The organism is Kitasatospora sp. NPDC058063, assembly GCF_042885395.1.
Taxonomy (GTDB): domain Bacteria; phylum Actinomycetota; class Actinomycetes; order Streptomycetales; family Streptomycetaceae; genus Kitasatospora; species Kitasatospora lactacystinica.
Window position 1 is genome coordinate 241,444 of record NZ_JBHVSD010000012.1, and the last position, 22,626, is coordinate 264,069.

Below are 22,626 nucleotides of genomic sequence, written 5' to 3' on the forward strand. Positions count from 1 at the left end.
GGAGACGATCCTGGTCGAACGCAAGGGCCGGGTCGGGCTGATCACGCTCGACCGCCCGAAGGCGCTCGACGCGCTGAACACCCAGCTGATGAACGAGGTGGTCGCGGCCGCGGCCACCTTCGACCGCGCCCCGGAGATCGGCTGTCTGGTGGTCACCGGTTCGGAGAAGGCCTTCGCGGCCGGCGCGGACATCAAGGAGATGCAGTCCCTCGAGTTCGTCGACGCCTACCTCGGCGACTGGTTCGCCGCCTGGGACCGCTTCGCCGCCCTGCGCAAGCCCGTGGTGGCGGCCGTCGCGGGCTACGCGCTGGGCGGCGGTTGCGAGTTGGCGATGATGTGCGACGTCCTGGTGGCGGCGGACACCGCGGCGCGCGTGGCATCCGGGTCCGGGCCCGGGATCCCTTGACCCGCTGTTCGGGCATCGCCATGATGGGCCGTCATGTTGTGACTCCGCCGCTGGGGGAAGTCCGGTTCGAATCCGGCGCTGACCCGCAACGGTAGGCCGCCGACCCCGCGTCGGCGGCGAGCCCGAGTACCCGTCGGCGGAGGTGTGTCACCCCTCCTCCCGTCGTGGTCTGCGGGCCGGAGCCCGCTGGCCCCTCGGCGCTCGCCGACGCCTTCCGGGCCCCTGCGCCCAGGCCCGGAAAGGCATCCCATGCCCGCTGTTCGCCGCTCCCTCGGTCTGCTCGCGATACCCGCCCTCACGCTCGCCACCGCACTCCCGGCGGCCACCGCCGCCCACGCTGCTCCCGCCACCTCGACGTCGTCGCCGACGGTCCGTCCCGACGCCGCCGCGGGTGGCTGGCTGGCCCGCCAGCTCGTCGACGGCGACCACTTCGAGTCCGTCTTCAACGGGACCGCCTACCCCGACCAGGGCCTGACCATCGATGCCGTGCTGGCCTTCGCCGCGTCGCACAGCTCCGACGAGGCCGCCGCGAAGGCCACCGCCTGGCTGGCGAAGCCCGAGATCATCGGCGGCTACCTCGGCGACGGCACCACCGAGGCCTACGCGGGCGCGACCGCCAAGCTGCTGCTCGCCGTCGAGGTGCGCGGCGGGAACCCGACGGCCTTCGGCGGAGTCGACCTGCCGGCCCGGCTGCGCTCGCTGCAGACCGCCGAAGGCCGCTTCTCCGACCGCTCGCAGTGGGGCGACTACAGCAACGCCTTCGGCCAGTCGCTGGCCCTGATCGCCCTGCACCGCACGCCCGGTGACGCCCCGGCGGCGGCCGTGGACTACCTCGCCAACAGCCAGTGCGCGGACGGGGGCTTCCCCGTCTCCTTCGGCCAGGCCGCCTGCACCAGCGACCCGGACGCCACCGCCCTGGCCGCCCAGGCCCTCGCCGCCACCGGCCGCACCGCCAAGGCGAACGCGGGCCTCGGCTGGCTCACCGCCCACCAGAACGCCGACGGCGGGTTCGCGGCCGCCGGGTCGACCACCTCCAACGCCAACAGCACGGGCCTGGCCACCCAGGCGCTGCTCTCCGGTGGACGCCTCGGCTCCGGCCTCAAGGGCTGGGGCCGGCTGGTGAAGTTCCAGCAGGGCTGCGCCGCCGACCCGGCGCTCCGTGGCGCCGTCGTCTACGACGCGTCCGGCTTCAACGCGGGCAACGGCGCCCGGGCCACCGCGCAGGCCGTCCTCGGCCTCGCGGGTACCCCGCTGGCCACGCTCTCCGCCGCCGGGGCCCGCCCGGACGCGCCCACCCTGGCCTGCCCGACCCCGGCCACGCGCTGAACACACCTGACATCAGGAGGATTTCACCGATGACCGACACCTTCATGGTGGCCCGCCCGGCCCGCCGTACGCTCGGCTCGATCGCCGCGGCCGCCGCCCTCACCGCCGGACTGCTCGGCGTCTCCGCCGTCCAGGCCCCGCAGGCGCAGGCGGTCGCTTGCAGCGGGACCACCGGAGTCACCGTCGTGGTCGACTTCACCGCCGTCGGCGGCGGCGTCCAGACCGGGTGCGCGCCCGGTGACCCGGCCAGCGGCCTCGCCGCGCTCACCGGCGCCGGATTCTCGTACGCCTTCCACCCGCGCTACCCGGGCTTCGTCTGCACCATCAACGCCCTGCCGACGACCTGCACCAACCCCACCGGCAGCGCCTACTGGTCGTACTGGCACGCCCAGCACGGCGGCCCCTGGTCGTACAGCAGCCTCGGTGCCGGCAGCTACAACCCGGCACCCGGAGACGTCGAGGGCTGGTCCTTCGGCGCCGGCGCGCAGCCGGGCATCACCGCCCCCTGACCCGTCTGCCCGTACACGTCGACGCCCCGGCCTCCCCGATGAGGGAGGCCGGGGCACAGGGGTCAGGCGTGGGGTGCCCGCCGGCGCCGGACGAGGTGGTCGTACAGCACGCCCAGCCCGCCCAGCCCCGCCAGCAGGCTCGCCACACCCACGTAGCAGCCTGCCATCCATCGGGAAGCACCGATCGGAACCCGTCCCTCTGCTCCGCGAAGCCGGCGGGCGATCGCCCGCCGAGGCCATGATCCTCCTTCGCCCGGCCACTCACCGGACCGGGCACGGGAGCCGCCGTCGCGGCGGTCCCGGTGCTCGGTAGGCTCGGCTGCACGGATCCCAGGCGCCACCGTCGGCGCGCAGGCGTTCCTGGCGAGGAGGTACCCGCCGCGGACACCGGGGGATCGCTCCCTCGAAGGTGGACCGTTTCTCGTGGTGATCCCGCAGCAGAAGTCCGACGGCACGGCGGAGGCCGGCCGGTCGCCCGGCGGCCTGGTGATCGAACGGGCGTGCCGCACGGAGGAGGGGGCATGCCGCCACCTGTTGGTCTGGCGCTGTGGGCCCGGCTGGCGGCTGCTCGGCAGCGCCGTCCTCGGCGGTGGCCTCGGCGAACGGGAGTGGGTGGTGAACGCACAGGTCAGGCCGGGATACAGCCGGATGGACCCGGAGCAGCACCTGGCGGAGCTGGCTGCCGCGGAGCGGCTGCGGGGCGCCGGGGCGGGGCTGATGACCGCCGCCCAGGTGGACGACTTCACCTGGGCGTGCGACGGCGGGGCCTCGGCGGTGGTCACGACGGGGATCGGCGTGCCGATCTGGGCCGCCGAGCCCGAAACCGCCCCGGCGTACGCATACGTGCCGGGCACGATCAACATCCTCGTCGTCGTCCCGGCGGCGGTGTCCGACGCGGGCCTGGTGAACCTGCTCGCCACGGCCACGGAGGCGAAGGTCCAGGCCCTGTTGGACGCCGGCTACGACTGCTCCGGAACGCCCTCCGACGCGGTGTGCGTCGCGGTGCGGCGCACCGGGGCGGGCGAGGAGCCGGAGCCGTTCGGCGGCCCGCGCTCGCTGTGGGGCGCACGGGTGGCGCGTGCGGTCCACGCGGCCGTTCGCGCGGGGGCCGAGACGGACCGCGCGCGCCGGGCCCGGGGGCCCGCACCCGAACACGCACGGCCGATGCAGGACTGCCGCCGCAGCTTCGTCCTGTCGGTGGATCAGCTGCCGTAGCGCAGCGAGACGGTGTCGCCGAGGTGGACGGTGGTGGCCCGGGTGGCGGCGGTGGAGGCGGTGCCGTCGAGACTGACCTTCCAGGTGGAGGAGCCGCTGTTGGCGGTGCCGTTGAGCGTGGTGACGGCGCCGCCGCCGGTGGACGGGGTGACGGAGGTGACGCAGCCGCTCGGGACGGCTGTGGCCGCCGCGTCGAGGACGTCGCCGAGGGTCGTGGTGGTGCCGGTGGGGGTGAGGGTGATGGCGCAGACCTTGAGGTTGCTGGTGCCGTCGTCGACGACCAGGGCGAGCTTCGCGGCCGTACCCGCGGTGAAGTCGCCGGTGGCGGCCCAGACGGGCTCGCCCGAGGTGGTCGGTGTCGGCGGGGTGGCGGTGAACCCGGCGCCGACGACGGCGCGCAGGCCGTCGACGGAGGCGTAGGGGGACGGGGAGGTGTCGGTGGGCAGGTACTTGAAGCCGCCGCCGGGCTTGAACTGCTGGGCGATGAGGAAGTCGAGCGGGGTCTTGCCGGTACCGCTGGTGAAGTCGGTGCCCTGGGGGTTGATGCCGCAGGCGTTGAGACCGGACACGGCCCAGCCGTTGGAGTCGGTGTTGACGCCGAACATGGCGTTGAAGGCGCCGGAGGAGGCGAGCTTGCCCTTGAGGAAGTTCTTCGCGGCCACGACCGCGGCGTCGGTGTTCGGGACGCCGCCGGCACACAGCGAGGCCATGGCGGCACCGGTCATGTCGATGTCGCTGCCCTGGGCGAGCGCCGTCGGGTCCCCGGCGGCCTTGCTGTAGTTCCAGCCGCCGTCGTTGTGCTGGTTGGCGCGCACGGCCGCGACCGAGGCGTTCAGCAGGGCCTGCGGGACGCGTTGTCCGCCGCTCCGGGTCTTGGCGCCGCCGAGGGCGAGCAGGCCGAAGACGGTCCCGTTGAAGTTCGCGGACGGGCCGTAGTAGCCGGGTTCGGCGGTCTGCCAGTAGGCGGCGAGGTCGGCCACGAGGTTGCGGCCCGGGCCGATCCGCGCGGGGTCGATGCCGGCCGCGTAGGAGTTGAGGATGCCGCGCTCGTAGTCGGTGACGACCGGCGAGGTGCTCGGCCAGCTGCTCGCGGCGAGCTGGTTGCGGTAGACCAGGCGCGCGTTCTTGCTCGTGTCGCCGCCAGGGGTGACATCGGCCGCGGCGGTGCCGGCGGCGGCGAGCGCGCCGAAGGCCCACTCGTTGGAGAGCCCGCCGCCGGTGACGTAGCTGCCGTCGGCGGCCTGGAGGGACTTGAGGTACGTGACGCCGGTGCTTCTGGAGGTGGCTATCTGGCTCGGCGAGGCGGTGGCGTGCGCAGGGACGGCCGACATCAGGAGGGCGCCGGCGGCCATCGAGACGGTCGCCGCGGAAGCGAGACGTGAGGGGACGAAGCGCGAGTGCGCGGGAACGGACACGGAACGGGCTCCTTGGGGTGACGGGCGCGCCGGTCCTGCCCCGGGTCCCGGCGCACTCGTTCCAGGAGCGCGGCGGTACGGGGCGGCGGCCGCCCGGATCGCGTGGGCTGGCTGGTGCTGGTGCTGCACGACCGCGCGGGCATTCGGGCTCGGGGCCGGTGCAACCACCGCCCCACACCGCTGCGCGTCAGCTCCGGATTCGCACCGGATTCCCCCGCTCGGCCACCGCGGACGTTACCGCACCCGTGAACGGATCTACGAGGTGGCGAAAGCGACATGACGACTCGTTGACGATGGCTCCGAGCACATGGTGTGATGAACCGCTTTTTAATCCTCGGCAGTCAGGGGAAGCCGGTCCGATTCCGGCGCTGACCCGCAACCGTAGACCCGCCCGCAAGGGCCGGTGAGCCGGAATGCCTGCGCCGGGGCCTTGTTCTTGAGTGCATGCGTCGTCGTGGACTACGACGCGGTCGCGACGGGCCCCCGTACCGGGGAGAGCCGTCGGCTGCGTCGTGGGACCCCGACGACCGATCGGGGAGTCGCCGGTGAGGGTCAGCAGCAGTCCTACGCGTCACAGAAGCAGAGAACTGGGCTCGCTTCTGGTCACCACGGCCGTCGCGGTGGCCGCGGGAGGAACCGTCCTGCTGGGCCACCCCGGCTCCGCGGCAGCCGATCCGATCGAGCAGTGCACGGCGACGACGGGCGCGATCGTCGCCGTCGACTTCAGCCACTGGGGCGGCGGGGTCGTCCGGGGCTGTGACGCCCACCCCACGACGGGCATGAACCTGCTGCACAACGCGGGATTCACCACGACCGGAACCGAGCACGACGGGCCCGCCTTCATCTGCCGACTCGGCACCGGGACCTTCAACGGCGGTGTCCAGTACCCGACTCCGGCCGAGGAGCCGTGCGTCAACACCCCGCAGGCCACCGCGTACTGGTCGTACTGGATCGCCGCACCCGGCCAACAGACCTGGTCCTACAGCCGGTTCGGCGCCGGCACGCAGCAGCCCAAGCCCGGTGAGGTCGAGGCCTGGGTGTACGGCGGCACCGACATCGGGGGCACCAGCGGGGCGCCGAGCTTCACCCTGGACTCCGTCCGGGCCAAGGCCGGCGGCCCCTCGCCCTCCGCGACCCCTTCGCCGTCCGCGAGCCCGACCGGTCCCAGTGCCACCGGCGACCCGGCCGCGGCCGCGGCCTGGCTGGCCGGACAACTGGTCGGCGGCGACCACATGGAGAACTGGGCCGCCCCGGGGCCGGACTACCCCCGGACCGCTCTCACCGCCATCGCGCTCGCCGCCGCGGGCACGCAGGACCCGGCGCTGCGGAAGGTCGTCGGCTTCCTCGCCGACCACACCGACGCGTTCCTCCACCCCGCCGGCCCCACCGGCACGCCCGACACGCGGGCCGCCGCGCTGCTGGCCCTCGTCGCCGAGAGCACCGGCCGCGACCCGCGCACCTTCGGCGGGCGGGACCTGATCGCCGCGCTCACCGACCACGTCTGCACCGCAGCCGGGGAGAACGGCAACTGCACGGCCGCCGGGGACTTCCTCGGCGCGGCCTCGCCCTGGGTCCAGTCCCTCGGCGTCATCGCGCTCCAGCGCGCCGGCGTCACCCCGCCCGCGCCGGCGCTCGCCCGCTTCACGGCCCTCCAGTGCGCCGACGGCGGCATGGCCGGCTCGATGATCGTCGCGGGTGAGCACTGCGAGTCGGACCCGCTCACCACCGCCGTCGCCGTCCTCGCCCTGCGGACCGCCCCCGGGTACGAGGCGGCGGCGAGGAAGGCCACCGACCAGCTGGCGGCGAGCCAGCAGCCGGACGGCTCCCTCCTCCCGTACGTCGGCGCCCCCGGCGACACCACCAGCACCGCGAGCGCCGCCCAGGCCTTCCAGGCCACCGGCCAGGGCGCCCGCCGGGCCGCAGCCACCGCCTGGCTCGCCGCCCGCCAGAACAAGGACGGCGGCTTCGGCCCGGATGCGGTCACCACCGACCCGGACGCCGCGGCCACCGAACAGGCGATCCTGGCTCTGACGGGCACCGACCTCACCAGCGTCCGGCACAACCCGGACGGCGCCACCATTCCGCCGACCACCACGCCGACCACGCCGGCCACCACGCCCCCGACCACGCCCGCGGGGCGAAAGCCGGACGCTGCCAAGGGCAGCGCCTACCTCACCGACCCGGCCCGGCTGATCGACGGCCACTACTACGAGGGGTTCCCGGCCTTCGCCGACTTCGGCCTGACCATCGACGGGGCCTACGCCCTCGCCGCGACCGGCACCGACGACGCGGCGCTGCGCCGGATCGTCGACTTCCTGGACCAGCAGGGCAAGGACGCGAGCGAGCGCACCGTCAACGACTGGACGGCCATCGGTACCGAGTACGCCGGCGGTGGGTCGATCGGCAAGGAGGCGCTGCTCGCCGAGGTGGTCGGCCGCGACCCGCGCGCCTTCGGCGGTCACGACCTGATCGCCGCCCTCGCCGCGCTGGTGTGCACCAAGGCCGACGCGAACACCGGCTGCGCCGCCCCGGGCAACTACGTCTACGCGACCTCGGTGTTCTCCCAGGCGCTCGCCGTCATGGCCCAGCTCCGGGCCGGGGACGCCGCCAACGCCGCCCCTGCGATCGCCTACCTGAGAGGCCTCCAGCACCCGGACGGCTCCTGGCCGAGCCTGATCCCCGCCACCGGCGACTCCGACGTGGACAGCACGGCGATGGCCGTCATGGCCCTGACCCTGGTTCCGGGTGACGAAGCTGCGCAGGCGGTCGACAAGGGGCTCGGCTGGCTCGCCTCGCGGCAGCTGCCCGACGGCGGCTTCCCCGGTGCGGCCGGCGACTCGACCAACTCGGCCGCGCTGGCCGTCCAGGGCATGACGCTGCGCAAGGCCGCCTACGGTGGGCAGATCGCCAAGGCGCTCGACTTCCTCGCCGGGCAGCAGAACGGCGACGGCGGGTTCAACGTCGCCTCCGGGGGACAGCAGGGCTCGGACGTCCGGGCGTCCACGCAGGTGCTGGGCGGTGCCACCGGGATCTCCTTCGGCACGCTGTCCCGCAACCTCGCCGGCACGCCGACGCCGACCCCCACCGGGACGCCGACCGGCACTCCCACGGGCACCGCGACCGCGACCGGTACGCCGACCCCGACGGGCACCGGCACGCAGACGGCGACGACGTCCCCCACCTCCGTCGCGTCCAATCCCGGTGACGGCTCGACCACCCGTCCGTCCGACGCCCCGCCCGTCGGTGACCCGCTCGCCGTTGGCCCGGTCGGCGGTGACGTTCCCGCCGGTGCCGGGCGGTCCGGTACCGGCGGCCTCGCGGCCACGGGGAGCGAAGCACTCGCACTGACGGGGGCCTCCGGTCTGCTGACCGTGCTCGGCGCTGCGGCCCTCCTGGCCGCCCGCCGTCGTACCGCCTCCGGCCCGGGGCGTCACCGGTGATCCGGCGCTTCGGCCGACTGCTGGGCGCAGCGGCCACGACCCTGGCCCTCGCGTTCGGCGGCGTCGCCGTGGGCACCGCCCCGGCGTCCGCGGCGCCGTTGCCGATGGACCAGTGCACCACCACCTCCGGGGTCGTGCTCGCCGTGGACTTCGGCACGTGGGGCGGCCCGCTGCTGCGGTCCTGCGGCACCACGCCGACCACCGGGTACGCCCTGCTGAACCAGGGCGGCTGGAAGACCACCGGCACCGGGCACGACGGCCCGGCCTTCATCTGCCGCATCGGCTACAGCGGCTTCCAGGGCGGCAAGCAGTACCCGACCCCCGACCAGGAGAAGTGCGTCCTGACGCCCCCGGCCACCGCGTACTGGTCGTACTGGCACGCCGACCCGGGCCAGAACACCTGGTCGTACAGCCAGTTGGGCGCGATGAGCTACCAGCCGAAGCCCGGCAGCGTCGACCTGTGGATCTTCGGCGGCACCGACATCGAGGGCACCGAGGGGCGTCCGACCTTCTCGCCCGACAGTGTCCGGGCGCACAACTCCAGCCCCGGTGGGCAGCCGGCCGACCCGGGCCAGGGCACTGCGGGCGGCACCGGCGGTGCCTCGGGCGGTTCCGGCAGCGGGTCGACAAGTGGTGGTGCCGGGACGACCGGCGGCAACGGTTCCGGCAGCGGCTCCGGCGGGTCCACCGGCACGACCGGTGGCTCCGGGACCGGACGGGCCCCGGCTTCCACCAAGCCCCCGGCGGGCGGCGCCCGTCCGCCCGCGCCCGGCACGCCCCCCGGCACCGCCGTCACCCCCGAGGACGGCATCACCCCGCCGGGCGCGCCCGAGCCGACGCCGGTACCCGCGACACCGGTACCGGTCGATACACCCACCGCAGCGCCGACCGACACCCCGAGCGACCAGCCGACGGAGCAGCCCGCCGCGGCCGCGCCGACGCCCACCCCCGCCGTACCCGGCGGGGTGGTGGACGCCAACCCCGTGGCCGACGCTCCGCACGACTCCGGCTCGATGCTCCCCGCGGTGGTGGGCTCCGTCCTCGTCGTGGTCCTGGGCGTGGTGACCGTGATCACGGCGCGCCGCCGCCGGCGACAGGCCGAGTGATCCGGTTGACCACGCTTGACAAGCACGCTGCCACGCCGCCCGTCACCCCACCCACCGCCCCCGGGCGGGTCACGGGGGGTCGGCGCATCCCGCGCAACCTCCATCCGCTGGCCTGGTGGGCCTGGGCACTCGCCCTGGCGACGGCGGCCAGCCGCACCACCAACCCGCTGCTGCTCCTGCTCGTCCTCGCCGTGCTCGGCTACGTGGTCACCGCCCGCCGCAGCGAGGCCCCGTGGGCGCGCGGATTCACCTACTACCTGTGGCTGGCCCTGACGGTGGTGGCGATCCGGGTGGTCTTCCGGTGCGTCTTCGCCACCGGGATCACCCCGCACGACCACCTGCTCTTCTCCCTGCCGCACATTCCCACCCCCGACTGGTACGCGGGCATCCGGATCGGCGGCCCGGTCTCGCTGGAGGCCACGCTCTCCGCGGCCTTCGACGGGCTGCGGCTGGCCTGCCTGATCTGCTGCATCGGCGCCGCCAACACCCTCGCGAACCCCAAGCGGGCCCTGCGGGTCCTGCCCGGTGCCCTGTACGAGCTGGGCGTCGCGGTGACGGTGTCGCTCAGTGTCGCGCCCCAGCTGGTGCAGAGCGTCCAACGCGTCGCCCGGGCAAGGCGGTTGCGCGCGGGGCAGCGCAAGGGCGTGCGCGCGCTGCGCAGCATCGTGGTGCCGGTCCTGGAGGACGCGCTGGAGCGTTCGCTCAGCCTCGCGGCCGCGATGGACTCGCGCGGCTACGGGCGTTCCGGTACGGCCTCGCGCCGCTCCCGACGGCTCACCGGCGCGCTGATGCTGCTCGGCATGTGCGGCCTGTGTGCCGGGGTGTACGGGCTGCTGGACGGAACGGCGCCTGCCGCGCTCGGTCTGCCCGCCTTCCTGGCGGGCGCCGTGCTCTGCGTGGCCGGCCTGCTGCTCGGCGGTCGGCGCGTCCGGCGCACCACCTACCGGCCGGACCGCTGGCGGGCCGCCGAGTGGGGCGTGGCCGGGTGCGGGGTGGCCGCCGCCGTGCTGCTGTTCGCCACCGTCGGCTACGACGCCACCGACCTCAACCCTTCCCTGTACCCGCTGACCTGGCCGGCCCTGCCGCTCGTCCCGGTGCTCGCCCTGCTTGTGGCGGGCGCGGCCGGGATCGTCTCACCGCCGCCCGGCCGGACGCCGGTAGCCGCTGGTGTTCCCGGCAGGACCGGCGGAACCAGCAGCACCCGCACCGACCGCACGACCTCCGAGGTGAGCACGTGATCCGATTCGACCGGGTCGGCGTGGTGTACGACGGCGAGACCACGCCCGTCCTGCGCGACGTCGACCTGCACATCCCGGAGGGCGAGCTCTGCCTGGTGGTCGGCCGCACCGGCGCCGGCAAGTCGACCCTGCTTGGCGCCGTCAACGGCCTCGTGCCGCACTTCACCGGCGGCACCCTGCGCGGCCGGGTCACCGTGGACGGGCGCGACACCGCCCACCACCCGCCGCGCGAACTCGCCGACGTGGTCGGCGTGGTCGGGCAGGACCCGCTGGCCGGCTTCACCACCGACACGGTGGAAGAGGAACTGGCCTACGTCATGGAGCAGTTGGCGATCCCGCCGGAGACCATGCGCAAGCGCGTCGAGGAGACCCTCGACCTGCTCGGCCTGGCCGAGCTGCGCCACCGCGCCCTGCACGAGCTCTCCGGCGGCCAGCAGCAGCGCGTCGCCATCGGCTCGGTGCTCACCGCGCACCCGCGCGTCCTGGTGCTGGACGAGCCGACCTCCGCGCTCGACCCGACCGCCGCCGAGGAGGTACTGGCCGCGATCACCCGGCTGGTCCACGACCTCGGCGTGACCGTCCTGCTGGCCGAGCACCGGCTGGAGCGGGTCGTCCAGTACGCCGACCGGGTCGCCTACCTGCCCGGCGACGGGACGGTCGTGCACGGCCCCCCGGCCGAGGTCTTCCGGGACACCGCGATCGCGCCGCCCGTCGTCGAGCTCGGCCGCCTGGCCGGCTGGCGGCCGCTGCCGCTGTCCGTCCGGGACGCCCGCCGGGCCGCCGCGCCGCTGCGGGAACGGCTCACCGATCTGCCGGTTCCCCCGCCGCGCCGGGCAGCGGTGGCGGGGGAGCCGGTGCTGGACGCGAAGGGGGTGATCGTCCGGTACGGGCCGGTGGCCGCCGTCCGGGAGGTCGACCTGGCGCTGCGCGCGGGCGAGGTCACCGCGCTGATGGGCCGCAACGGCTCCGGCAAGTCCTCGCTGCTGTGGGCCCTCCAGGGCTCCGGGCCCCGCCAGGGCGGCAGCGTGAAGGTGGTCGGCACCGAGGGCGGGAAGCCCGAGGACCCCAAGCGCCTGCCCGCGGCCCGGGCCCGGCAACTGGTCGGGCTCGTCCCGCAGACCCCCACCGACCTGCTGTACCTGGAGACGGTCGCCCAGGAACTCGCCCAGAGCGACCTCGAAGCCGATGACACCGGGGGGCCGACCGCACGGCGGATCCTCGACCGCCTCGCCCCCGGGATCCCGGACGACACCCACCCCCGGGACCTCTCCGAGGGACAGAAGCTGGCCCTCGTCCTGGCGATCCAACTCGCCGCCGCACCACGGGTCGTGCTGCTGGACGAACCCACCCGAGGGCTCGACTACCACGCGAAGGAGGCACTCACCGGGATCGTGGACGCCCTCGCCGCCGAAGGCCGTACGGTCGTCGTCTCCACCCACGACGTCGAGTTCGTCGCCTCCGCCGCCGACCGCGTCGTGGTGATGGCCGAGGGCGAGATCGTCGCGGACGGACCCACCGCCGAGGTCATCGTCGCCTCGCCCACCTTCGCCCCGCAGACCGCCAAGATCCTCGCCCCGCTGCCCTACCTGTCCACCCGACAGGTCGCCGAGGCCCTCGAACCCGCGGAGGCGGCCCGATGACCGCCCTACGGATCCCCGGCCGGGCCCGGGTCGTCATCGCCCTGGCGGCTTTCATCGGGCTGGTCGCCTTCACCTGGCCGTTCGTCGTGGCCCCGGGGAAGTTCGGCTCCTCCTACGCCCCGCCGCTGATCTTCGGCGCCCTCCTGGTCCTGGTCCTCGCCGTCGTCATCGCGGAGATCTCGTCCGGCGGCATCGACGCCAAGGCCCTGGCCATGCTCGGCGTCCTGTCCGCCGTCAACGCCGGACTGCGTCCGCTCGGCGCCGGGACGGCCGGGGTGGAGACGGTCTTCTTCATCCTCGTCCTGGCCGGCCGGATCTTCGGCCCCGGCTTCGGCTTCACCCTCGGCTGCACCTCGCTCTTCGCGTCCGCCCTGCTCACCGGCGGCGTCGGCCCCTGGATGCCCTACCAGATGTTCGGCTGCGCCTTCGTCGGCCTGCTCGCCGGGCTGCTGCCGAAGGTCCGGTGGCGCCGTGTGGAGGTGCCCATGCTGGCCGTGTACGGGGCGTTCTCCGGCTACCTGTTCGGCTTCCTGCTCAACCTGTCGTTCTGGCCGTTCTCCACCGACCCCAACAGCTCCATCGCCTACCTCCCCGGCCTGCCCTTCACCGAGCAGTGGCACCGCTACCTGCTCTTCGACCTCGCCACCTCGCTCGGCTGGGACACCGGCCGCGCCGTCACCACCTTCACCGCCGTCCTCGTCGTCGGGCCCGCCGTGCTCACTGTCTTCCGCCGTGCGGCCCGCCGCGCCAACTTCGAGCCCACGGTGCGCTTCGAGGCTCACCACGGTCCGGCCGCCGATGTGGGGCCGCCCACCGCTGCGCAGCCCACTGGACCGGCGCACCCCTGAACCGAAAGGGCGGGGCGCAGGCACAGGTCGCCGGGACGAAGCTCCACCTCCACCGGGGACGGAAGCTACTGGGGGAAGCCCAACGGGCTGCAAGGTCTGCGAACGCCCGGCCTGTCCGCAGCGCTCCGCCCCGGCCATCGGCCGGCCACTGGCCGTCGACGAGCACACCAGCACCTTCGTCCCCTATGCCGCGCTGCCTGGCCTCCGGGGCCGACGTGCGGGAGCGGAGTTCCGGTGAACCTCGCGCCTTGTTCCGTCTCGAAGGGCGGTGCCTGGGCGCGGATCGGACGCGGTCGAGAGGTTGAGTACCAGGGCTTCCTGTCCTACGAGGAGAAGCACCCGGCGGGCTTCGGACTGCCCACGAACCGCCCTGACGGTCCTCCTCGGCCCCGCCGCCACCCTGTGCTGCTGCAAACACCTGATCCGCCGCACCGCACAGGACCCGGTCGGACCGTCAAGCTCAGGTTTGAAGATGCGGTGGAGTCCGGTTCGGCGCAGGCTGGAAGGAGGCCACAGAGGCGCCGGGCGACAGCTTCCGGCACCGTGACGGGAGTTCGCGCTACCTCCTGTTCGGCCCTCGAACTTCGGCGCTCAAATCCGGACAGTGTGCGCGTGAAGCGCGGTACCTCATCAGGCTGATAATCCAGCTCCCTGATGGAGCTTCGGATCGCCATGAGTGACGAGGGACCTCAAATGACCCTGACCAAAACGCAACGGGACGCAGTGTGGGCTGCGATCGAGGGTCGCCGCCAGAGCGAGGAAGAGTTCTCCCGCCTCCTCAGGCACGCAAGCCGAAACGAATGGCGCCGGCGCGCAGAGGCGGCCTTCCCGGAGCGAGCGCAGGCCCAGCGCAGACTGCTTGAGCTTGCCGGCATTGACACCACCAAGCTGGACCGGCAGGGCCGGCGGGACGATTCATGGGCTCGGTCGTTCCTCGAAGTCCGGCGGGCCAATGTCGTGGGCCGCTCCAAGGCCGTCGCCGAGCGTCAAGCGCGAGAGACGGAGCAGCATGCGGCTACGGTCGCGAAGATCGCGAGGGCCGCCAGGCCGATTCCGGCGTTGGGGAACGGGCCGCTCCAGTGGCAGGAAACGGCCAATCTCGAAATCGCCTCAGAAATTCGACCCACGCCGTTTATTACGTCGGAGGACACCAGCTTCGATTCAGAAATTGTCCAGATGGATCCCCTGAATAATCGGGCCAAGGTGTATGCCAATATGAGCACCGATTATGGTGACAATCCGGACTACTTTTCGGTTTTCAGGCTGGATTTCATGTTCGAATGGCTCATGGATCGACCATTGCTACTGAACGCGATCACGTACGTCCAGCCCAATGGGTCGTACTTCCTGGAGGGGGACTGGCCTTTGGGTAGCGGGGAGCTGTCCTATTCCACGATCCTGCTCCTCTATTCCTATTCGCCTGATGGTGCAATGACGGAACTTCCGGCCGGTGATGCCAAGGCCCCCGTCGTTGCGGGCGTCTCGTCCGGATTTTGGGACAGCTACACCGACAAGAGTGGACTCATCAGCAACTCCTCCTTTCTCGCCGACAGGAACCTTTCCTTTGTGGATCAAGGATCCACTGCGGTATTTATTGTGAGGGTGGAGCTCGTCCTCGGCGCCCAGGACTCCGGTCAGGCCGAGTTCGATTTCAAGACCGGGGAAAGCGGAATCAATGTGCCGCAGCTGGTCGCCTGTGGATTCACTTTGCCATAGCCCGCCCTGCAGGCCGATCAGTGAGATCGAACGGCCGAAAAGCGGTGGCAACCGCTGAGGCTGCCGGGTGATCGCGCATTCTCCGGGTCTGAAGTGCCGCGTGGGAAACCGAGAGGCCGGAAATCGGGCGATCCCGCTTTCGGCCAGTGCAGGTCCGGTTCGCGCCGCATGCGGTGAATCGGGCTTCCCCGCTTTCCGTCCGGCAGGACAGTGCTGGTACAGGGGCCGTGCCCGTGGGGGCGAGCGCCCGCACAGCAGAAGCAGGGGGTTCTCAGCGGTGGCATATCTGAACTACGAAATCCTCACCGACCCGGCTCCGCTCCAGGTGTCGGAGGCGGGTGAGGAATCGCGGGGAGCCGTGTACCTCGTCGTCTCCAACCCGACCACCGACGACGCGCTCTGGTTCTCCACCGAGGTGCGCGTGCCCTTCGGGGACAAGGACGGCGACCTGACGCCGGATCCGAAGGCCGTCGCCGTGCGGATCGCGCAGAACAGCGCGACGGACCCGGTGGACGAGCCGACGATCGGCTGGGACCCGACGACGGGTCTCCTCAGGGTGGCCGCCAGGGACCCCGGCCGCTCCGTGTTCAAGGGAAGCGGCTCGCTGGTCCTGGTGCTGGAGGGCTTCCCGGTCTCCGCGAAGGCGGGCCTGGTCCTGCTGCTGGTGGCGGAGCGGGCGGCGAACGGCCCCTGGGTGAAGACGAATCCGGTGACCCTGAGCCTGCTCAAGCGGGAACCCAGGGTGCCGCGCAACTTCCGGCCCAGGACGTCCCTGGTGGCCGCGGGCCAGGACGTCGTCCTGCAGTGGAGCGGCCCCGACGATCTCACGTACCAGATCCAGGGTCCGGACGGTCCCCCGGAGGCGGTTCCGCCGAGGACCGGGACGGCGGCCGGTTGGCAGTGGTCGCCGAAGCCGGGGCAGGAGCCGAAGCGGGACGCCACCTACACCCTGATCGCCACCTCGCCGAGCCGGCAGCAGCCGGGCTACATCCTGACCACCACCGTCCACCTGCGCAGCCCCGAGTTCGAGGGCGTGACGGCGACCGGCGGGGTGCACACCCCGTGGGTGGAGGGGACGACGGACCGGGGCCGGGTCGTCCTCACCGCGCAGGGCGCGCAGGTGCGGAACGACTCCGACGCGCCCGGGACGGTCTCCGCCGCCACGGCGGACGTCGACACCGTGACCGCCACGTGGGTGCGGGGCCGGGACGGCAGCGCCGGGTGGATCCGGTTCCCGTCGGACGGGATCAAGGTCGGCCACGGCACCGGCAACGACCTGGGAACGGTCACGGCCGAGAAGATCAGCGTGAACGGCATCAACACCACGTGGGTGGGGGACCGCGACTCCGGCAAGGGATGGATCGACTTCCCGCAGTCCGGCGTGAACGTGCGCAAGGACGGACAGCAGGAGTGGGGGACGGTCGCCGCTGACAAGGCGGATCTGAACGGTGTCAACACCAAGTGGGTGCAGGGGCGTTCGGCGAGCGACGGGTGGATCGAGTTCCCGCCCGCGGGCCTCAACGTGTACCAGGGCGCCGGAAGCAACCAGTGGGGAACCGTCGCCGCCGACAAGGCGGACCTGAACGACCTGGTCACCCAGCGGGCCCAGGTCAAGGAGCGGCTCACCCTGCACGGCGGGCTGACCGTCGACAACGTGCTGGAGACGCTGGACGGCCCGCCGCGGCTGGTCGTCCACGGGGAGTCGGAGTTCGAGAAGAAGGTGAACGCCAACGGGCACCTGTCGGTCCGCAACGGGGGCGCCTGGGTCCTGCACACCGAGGACGGCCGGATCTCGATCAACGGTGGCCTGCGCGTCGGTGGGGACTCGATGTTCGTCGGGAAGGTGAACGCCAACGGGCACCTCTCGGTCCGGACCGGGGACGCCTGGATCCTGCACACCGCCGACGACAAGGTGGCGATCAACGGCGACCTGCGCGTCCACGGGGCGTTCCGGGCTGACAGCTGACAGCTGACGGCCCCGTCGGCGGCCCCCGCTCCCCGGATCGCCGGGGAGCGGGGGCCGCCGGTCGTCGGACGGACGCGGCGGCGGGGCTCAGATCCGGCGGACGCGCAGCACGCTGGTCAGCATCGGGAGGGTGAACTCGCCGGAGCCGGTCTCCGGCCGGTCGGCGAGATAGGCGTGGGTGGCGTCCAGCAGGGCCGCCCGCTCCTGCTCCGGCATGACCAGGACGCCCGCCTTCGTGGCGAGGGTGGCGGCGAGGGACTGCGCGGTCCGCCGCTGCCCGTGCGGGAACTCCGCCTGCTCCGGCGAGTCGAACCACGCGTCCCCGCCGGACCTGGGCAGGTGCATCCGTGCCGTCGCGGTGCGCCAGCTGACGGGCACGTCGCGCGGGCCGATGGCGGCGGGGCCGGTGACCCGGGCGAGGCCGGCCACCCAGTCGACTCCGTCGTCGAAGACGTTCCACAGTCCGGCCAGCACGCCGGCGGGCGCGAGGACCCGGGCGATCTCCGGGCCCGCGAGGTCCATGTCGAACCAGTGCATGGCGTTGCCGGACACCACCGCGTCGACGGAACCGTCCGCCAGCGGGATCGCCTCGGCGCTGCCCGGCAGTGCGCGCACGTCCGGCAGCGTGCCGCGCAGCTCGGCCAGCATCGCCGGGTCGGGCTCGACCGCCACGACGTCGTGGCCGAGCGCGACCAGGGTGGCGGTGAGCTTGCCCGTTCCGGCGCCGAGGTCGAGCACCCGCGGGCCCGGCGCGGTTTCGAGGGCCCAGCGCACGGCGGCGTGCGCGTAGTCCGGGCGGTGCTCGGCGTAGGCGACCGCCGCCCTGCCGAACGACGAGCTGTGCAGCTGCCGTTCGTCCTGTGCGGACGACTGCCCGGTGCGCGGGTGGTCCGGTGAGGCGTCCTGGTGGTGCCCGGTGGTGTGGTCGGTCCCCGTCATCGAAGCTCCTTCTGATCGGCGGTCTGTGCCGGGTGGGCGCACAGCACGCTGCGGCCGACCGGGGTCGACCCGACCCGGACGGCGTGATGTATCGGTCCGATGTATCGAACCGATACATCGAGACCCTAGGCATCGAAGTGCCGCGGCACAAGGCCCACGTCCGCCGACCGGGGATCAGGACCGTTGCACGGGCAGGTGGTCAAGGAGCCGGGCGACGGCGGCCCGTGGGAGATCGCTAGCCTGACGCGGTGTCGATCGAACTGCGGATACTGTCCACCGTCTCCTGCCGGGGCGAGGAGGTCACCGCCCCCGGACTGCGGTGGCTGCTCGCGCTGTTGGCGCGGGAGGTGCGGGGCGGGTGCGGCCGGGGGAGCCTGGTGGACGGGCTGTGGCCGGAGGGCGGGCCCGAGCGGCCGGAGAAGGCGCTGCAGGTGCTGGTGTCGCGGGCGCGGGCGAAGTTCGGGGCGGACCTCGTCGTCAGCACGCCGACCGGGTACCGGCTGGGGCTCGGAGAGGAACGGGTGGACGCCTCCGCCGTGCTGCTGCACGCCGCCGCCTGCGCCGAGAAGGCGAGGGCCGGGGACCACGCCGGGGCGCTCGCCGAGGCCGAGGCGGGGCTGGAACTCTGGGAAGGGCAGAGCGGGCCCGCCGACCCCGACGGGACGGACCCGGTGTCCGCGCTGCGCGTCGAACGGGACCGTACCCGCCGGGCGTTGCGGCGTGGCCGGGCGCTCGCGCTGGCACGCACCGGGCGGCACCCGGAGGCCGTCGAGGCGCTCGCCGGGGAGGCCGCCGGGCAGCCGAGGGACGAGGAGGTGCTGCTGGAGCTGCTGCGCAGCGAGGCCAGGACGGCCGGGGCGGCGGCCGCGCTCGGCCGGTACGACCGCTACCGCCGCGGCCTGCGGGACACCCTGGGCGTCGACCCCGGCCCCGAACTGCGGGAACTGCAAAAGGAGTTGCTGCGCGGCGAGGAGGCGCCGGTGCGGCGCGGGGTGCCGCACGAGCCGAACGCCCTGGTGGGCCGGGAAGCCGACCTCGCCGCCGTGGCGGAGCTGCTGGGCACCGCCCGGGTGGTGTCGGTGGTCGGCCCCGGCGGGCTCGGCAAGACCCGGCTGGCCGCCGCCGCGGCCCGCGCGGCGACGCAGCGGGTGGTGCACCTGGTGCCGCTCGCCGCAGTGGCCGCCGACCAGGAGGTGGCCGGGGCGGTCGCGGCCGCGCTCGGCACGGGCGACCGGGCGGGGATCGCCGGCGCCCTGGGCCCCGGGCCGGTGCTGCTGGTGCTGGACAACTGCGAGCAGGTGGTGCGCGGCGTCGCCGACCTGGTGCGGGCGCTGGTCGCCGCCCGCCCCGACCTGCGGGTGCTCACCACCAGCCGTACGCCGCTCGGGATCTCCGCCGAAGTGCTGTACCCGCTTCCCGAGCTGGACCGGGCGGCCGCCGTCGAGCTGTTCGCCCAGCGGGCCCGCGCGGCCCGGCCCGACGTCGAGCTGCCCGTCGGTCCGGTCGCCGGGCTGTGCGCCCGGCTGGACGGGCTGCCGCTGGCGCTGGAGCTGGCAGCGGCCCGGGTGCGGGTGCTGACGGTGACCGGGATCGCCGACCGGCTGGCCGACCGCTTCGCCCTGCTGCGCGGCGGACCGCGCGACGCGCCGCAGCGCCACCGCACCCTGCAGGCCGTGGTCGACTGGAGCTGGAACCTGCTGGACCCGCCGGGCCGGGCCGCCCTGCGCGCGCTGTCCGTCTTCCCCGGCGGCTTCACCGCCGAGGCGGCCGAGCGGCTGCTCGGCGGCGCCGCCGACGGCACCGGTGCCGACGTCCTGACCGTCCTGGAGGACCTGGTCGACCAGTCCCTGCTGCGCCTGGCCGACACCCCGAGCGGCGGACGGTTCCGGATGCTGGAGACGGTCCGCGAGTTCGGCGCGGCCGAGCGGACGAAGGCGGCCGAGGACGAGACCGTCACCTTCCGATTCCTCAACTGGGCACGGGAGTTCGGCATCGCCCACCACGACGGCCCGTTCGGCCCGGCGGCCGTGCCGCAGTGGCGGCTGGTCCGCGCCGAACAGGACAACCTGGTCCGCGCGCTGCGCCTGGCCCTCGCCGCCGGGGACGGACCGACGGTCGCCGCCACCGCCGCCGTCCTCGCCGGGCTGTGGACCGCCGAGGGCAACTACGTCCGGCTGCTCGCCCTCGCCGAGGACACCGGCGGCCCGGTCTCCCGGCTGCGCCCCGGGCCCGAACTGCTGGAGCCGGTGCGCACCCTCACCGCGCTGAGCACCGTCAACACCCTGCTCGCCGCGGGCGGCGGGCTCGGCACCGGCACGGGCGCGTTGCGCCTGCTCGCCGCTCTGCGCCGGCTGCCCCCGGCCGCGCCGGACACCCCGGTCCGGGCGATCGCCACCGTGATGGCGGCCGTCCCCGAGGTGCTGGGCTCCACGCCGGACAGTCCGGACGGCGCTGTGAACGGCGCTGTGGACGGCCGCCCGGACGGCGGCGCGCTGGCCGTCCTGTGCGCAGCCCCCGAACCGCTGCTCGCCGGTGTGGCCGAGGCGGTGGCCGGCTACCGGTGGGAGCGCGCCCAGGAGACGGAGCGGGCGACCGCCTCGGCGCGGCGCACGCTGGCGGCCGTCGAGGCGCTGCCGGTGCCCTGGCTGCGGGTGCTCGCGCTGGCCCGCCTCGGCGAACTGCACCTGCAGGGCGAGCGCGGCGCCGAGGCGCTGCCGCTGCTGCGTGCGGCGATGGCCGAGCTGGACCGGCTCGGCGACTGGAGCGACATGCTGGGCCTGCGCTGGGGCATGGTGATCGGCAGTCTGCAGGCCGGGGACCCGGACGGTGCCGAACACTGGCTGGAGCTGGCGGTGCGGCACCGGCCGGCCGATGCCGTCGACCTGCTCACCCCCGAGCTGGGCGCCCGGGCGGAGATCGCCCTCGCCCGGGGCGAGGTGGGGACCGGGCTGGCGCTGTGGCGGCGGTCCGCTGCCATGGCCGCGCGTGCCGCGGAGCCGTCGGCGGGAATGCTCGCGCGTGCCGCGGAGCCGTCCGCGGAGCTGCTCGCGGAACGGCTCGCCCGCGGTGCGGAGTGGCCCGCGGAGCCCCTCCCCGACCCGTCCTGGGCGCTGGAGCTGGTGGCGGCCTGCGTGGCCGCGCACGCCCGGCACGGCGAGCCGGACCGGGTGGCCGCCCTGGCCGCCGGACTCCCGGAGCGGCTGGCCGAACTGCTCGACCGGCCCGCCGCCCTGGTGGAGGGCCCGCTCGCCGGGGCGCTGCTGCTGGCACTCGGCCTGGCGGCGCTGGACCGGGGCGCCCGCGACGGCGATCCCGAGCGGACCAGGGCGGGCGTGCGGCTGGTCGTGCTGGCCGAGCGGTTCCGCTGCCTGCGCAACTTCCGGCCGACCATGGGCTCGGCGGAGGCCCGGGCCGAGGCCGAGCGGGCCGACCCGGGGGAGTGCCGTCGGGCGATCGCCGAGTACGGGGCGGCGGACCGCACCGCCCTGGCGGCGGAGGCCCGCCGGCTGGCGGGCGTCCGACCGTGGGGTGCGGACGCCCGAGACCGCGGCCCGCTGTGACGGCGGCCGCTCAGAGCCGCACCGGCAGCCGCAGCAGGTGGAAGCCGTCGGCCGGCCAGTGGCCGAACTCCAGCTCGTCCCGGGCGACCCCCAGGGCCGCCTCCGGGCGCCGGATCACCACCTGCTCCAGCACCACCGAGGTGACCAGCCGGCCGAGGGCCGCGCCCAGGCAGTAGTGCGCGCCGTGGCCGAACGCCAGGTGGCCGTCGCCGCGTCCGAACTCCCGGGCGATGTCGAGGCGTTCGGGCGCCTCGCCGTACTCCTGCGGGTCGTGGTCGGCGGCGAGCAGGGCGACGGTGACCGGGTCGCCGGCGCGCAGCGCCGTCCCGGCGAACTCGAAGTCCTCGGCCGCGTACAGGGTCGCGCCGATCCGCACCAGGGTGACGTGGCGCAGCAGTTCGGGGACGGCCCGCTCCAGCAGCTTCGGCTCGGCGCGCAGCCGGGCCAGCTGGTCGGGGTGGTCGAACAGGGCGAGCAGTCCGTGGGCGAGGAACAGGGCGGGCGGGGTGATGCCGGTGTTGATCAGCAGGACGACGATCGAGATCAGGTCGTCCTCGTCCAGCGGCTGCTCGCCCTCGCGGGTGTCGTGCACCAGGGCGGAGACGAGGTCCTCGGTGCGCTCGGAACGGCGGCGGGCGACCAGTTCCCTGACGTGGTCGACGATGCCGACCAGGCCCTCGACCATCCGGCTGCCGTCGCCGTACGCGAAGTCGCGGATCCAGTCGCAGACCCGGGGTCGGTCGGCCTCCTCGGCGCCGACCAGCTCGCAGACCAGGTGGGTGGTCAGCGGGTAGGCGAACTCGCCCAGCAGGTCGGCCGGTTCGTCCCGGGCGGCGAGGTCGGCCAGCAGCTCGTCGGCGGTGCGCTCGACGAAGCCGCGCAGGGCGGCGATCCGGCGGGCGGTGAAGGCGCGGGTCAGCGGCGCGCGGCGGCGGGCGTGCTCCCCGCCGTCGAAGAGCGCGAGGTGGCCGGAGAGGTATGTGGCGTACTCGGCGGGGAAGCCGTCGAAGGCGGCGGCCATCAGTTCGTCCTGCGGGTCGGATTCGGCGCCGGCCGGGGCGGCGATGCCCGTGCGGTCCCGGACCAGCCGAGGTTCGGTGAGCGCGGCCTTGACGTCGGCGTAGCGGGTGACCAGCCGGACCGGGGTGTCCAGGCCGGGCAGGACGACCCGGGGCAGTTCGCGCTGTCCGCGGAACCGGGCGTAGGGGCCGGCGGGGTTCTCGATGTCCTCGGGGGTGAGCCGGACGGGGGTGGTGGTCATGCCGGGTGCTCCTTCAGGGCTCTGCCGCCTCGTGGCGGGCT

The 22,626-nt window shown here is 74.0% G+C and carries 15 protein-coding genes, 1 pseudogene and 3 riboswitches; of the genes and pseudogenes, 13 read left to right on the plus strand and 3 right to left on the minus strand.

Going from position 1 to position 22,626, the window contains the following annotated elements:
- Positions 1 to 7: 7 nt before the first annotated feature.
- From ACFVUY_RS22750 to ACFVUY_RS22765, 4 genes and pseudogenes are all read left to right on the plus strand, one after another.
- Positions 8 to 400 (plus strand): annotated as a pseudogene (locus tag ACFVUY_RS22750) (enoyl-CoA hydratase-related protein); the annotation flags it as partial.
- An 18-nt stretch (positions 401 to 418) separates the two neighbouring features.
- Positions 419 to 559, plus strand: a riboswitch (cobalamin riboswitch).
- A 96-nt stretch (positions 560 to 655) separates the two neighbouring features.
- Positions 656 to 1,732 carry a prenyltransferase/squalene oxidase repeat-containing protein gene (locus tag ACFVUY_RS22755; protein ID WP_387732522.1) on the plus strand — a complete coding sequence of 359 codons (1,077 nt, stop codon included), beginning with the start codon at positions 656 to 658 and terminating at the stop codon, positions 1,730 to 1,732.
- 29 nt (positions 1,733 to 1,761) lie between these two features.
- Positions 1,762 to 2,241 (plus strand): flagellar hook-length control protein FliK, encoded by a 480-nt coding sequence (locus tag ACFVUY_RS22760; protein WP_387732525.1) that lies wholly within the window; start codon positions 1,762 to 1,764, stop codon positions 2,239 to 2,241.
- Between the two features lie 423 nt (positions 2,242 to 2,664).
- A complete protein-coding gene (locus ACFVUY_RS22765) occupies positions 2,665 to 3,456 on the plus strand; it encodes an adenosylcobinamide amidohydrolase (RefSeq protein ID WP_387732528.1) in 792 nt (263 codons plus the stop codon).
- On the opposite strand, the gene ACFVUY_RS22770 is transcribed toward ACFVUY_RS22765, so the two are convergent.
- On the minus strand, positions 3,444 to 4,808 hold the full coding sequence (locus tag ACFVUY_RS22770) for a hypothetical protein (RefSeq protein ID WP_387732589.1): 1,365 nt from the start codon (positions 4,806 to 4,808) through the stop codon (positions 3,444 to 3,446). The genes ACFVUY_RS22765 and ACFVUY_RS22770 overlap by 13 nt on opposite strands.
- A gap of 200 nt (positions 4,809 to 5,008) precedes the next feature.
- Positions 5,009 to 5,086, minus strand: a riboswitch (cobalamin riboswitch).
- Between the two features lie 83 nt (positions 5,087 to 5,169).
- Positions 5,170 to 5,311, plus strand: a riboswitch (cobalamin riboswitch).
- Between the two features lie 105 nt (positions 5,312 to 5,416).
- Between ACFVUY_RS22770 and ACFVUY_RS22775 the strand changes: the two genes are divergently transcribed.
- The 8 genes from ACFVUY_RS22775 (at position 5,417) to ACFVUY_RS22810 (ending at position 16,825) form a co-directional block, all read left to right on the plus strand.
- Complete coding sequence (locus tag ACFVUY_RS22775) at positions 5,417 to 8,311, plus strand: prenyltransferase/squalene oxidase repeat-containing protein (protein ID WP_387732531.1); 2,895 nt, start codon at positions 5,417 to 5,419, stop codon at positions 8,309 to 8,311.
- Positions 8,308 to 9,417 carry a hypothetical protein gene (locus tag ACFVUY_RS22780; protein ID WP_387732534.1) on the plus strand — a complete coding sequence of 370 codons (1,110 nt, stop codon included), beginning with the start codon at positions 8,308 to 8,310 and terminating at the stop codon, positions 9,415 to 9,417. The genes ACFVUY_RS22775 and ACFVUY_RS22780 overlap by 4 nt, the downstream gene beginning before the upstream one ends.
- Before the next feature lie 5 nt (positions 9,418 to 9,422).
- Positions 9,423 to 10,655 (plus strand): CbiQ family ECF transporter T component, encoded by a 1,233-nt coding sequence (locus tag ACFVUY_RS22785; protein ID WP_387732536.1) that lies wholly within the window; start codon positions 9,423 to 9,425, stop codon positions 10,653 to 10,655.
- The gene (locus ACFVUY_RS22790) at positions 10,652 to 12,295 is read left to right on the plus strand and encodes an ABC transporter ATP-binding protein (RefSeq protein ID WP_387732540.1); all 1,644 of its coding nucleotides are present in this window, start codon (positions 10,652 to 10,654) and stop codon (positions 12,293 to 12,295) included. The genes ACFVUY_RS22785 and ACFVUY_RS22790 overlap by 4 nt, the downstream gene beginning before the upstream one ends.
- Positions 12,292 to 13,143 carry an ECF transporter S component gene (locus ACFVUY_RS22795; protein WP_387732543.1) on the plus strand — a complete coding sequence of 284 codons (852 nt, stop codon included), beginning with the start codon at positions 12,292 to 12,294 and terminating at the stop codon, positions 13,141 to 13,143. Before ACFVUY_RS22790 ends, ACFVUY_RS22795 begins: the two co-directional genes overlap by 4 nt.
- On the plus strand, positions 13,094 to 13,381 hold the full coding sequence (locus tag ACFVUY_RS22800; protein ID WP_387732545.1) for a short-chain fatty acyl-CoA regulator family protein: 288 nt from the start codon (positions 13,094 to 13,096) through the stop codon (positions 13,379 to 13,381). Before ACFVUY_RS22795 ends, ACFVUY_RS22800 begins: the two co-directional genes overlap by 50 nt.
- Before the next feature lie 455 nt (positions 13,382 to 13,836).
- Complete coding sequence (locus tag ACFVUY_RS22805) at positions 13,837 to 14,859, plus strand: hypothetical protein (protein WP_387732548.1); 1,023 nt, start codon at positions 13,837 to 13,839, stop codon at positions 14,857 to 14,859.
- A 277-nt stretch (positions 14,860 to 15,136) separates the two neighbouring features.
- Complete coding sequence (locus ACFVUY_RS22810) at positions 15,137 to 16,825, plus strand: hypothetical protein (protein ID WP_387732551.1); 1,689 nt, start codon at positions 15,137 to 15,139, stop codon at positions 16,823 to 16,825.
- Between the two features lie 87 nt (positions 16,826 to 16,912).
- Here ACFVUY_RS22810 and ACFVUY_RS22815 read toward each other — a convergent pair whose 3' ends face one another.
- Entirely contained in the window at positions 16,913 to 17,764 is an 852-nt protein-coding gene (locus ACFVUY_RS22815) for a class I SAM-dependent methyltransferase (protein WP_387732554.1), read from the minus strand.
- A 248-nt stretch (positions 17,765 to 18,012) separates the two neighbouring features.
- On the opposite strand from ACFVUY_RS22815, the gene ACFVUY_RS22820 reads away from it, so the two are divergent.
- Positions 18,013 to 21,324, plus strand: coding sequence for a BTAD domain-containing putative transcriptional regulator (locus tag ACFVUY_RS22820; RefSeq protein ID WP_387732556.1), 3,312 nt, complete (start codon positions 18,013 to 18,015; stop codon positions 21,322 to 21,324).
- A 10-nt stretch (positions 21,325 to 21,334) separates the two neighbouring features.
- Here ACFVUY_RS22820 and ACFVUY_RS22825 read toward each other — a convergent pair whose 3' ends face one another.
- A complete protein-coding gene (locus ACFVUY_RS22825) occupies positions 21,335 to 22,585 on the minus strand; it encodes a cytochrome P450 (RefSeq protein WP_387732558.1) in 1,251 nt (416 codons plus the stop codon).
- Positions 22,586 to 22,626 lie beyond the last annotated feature (41 nt).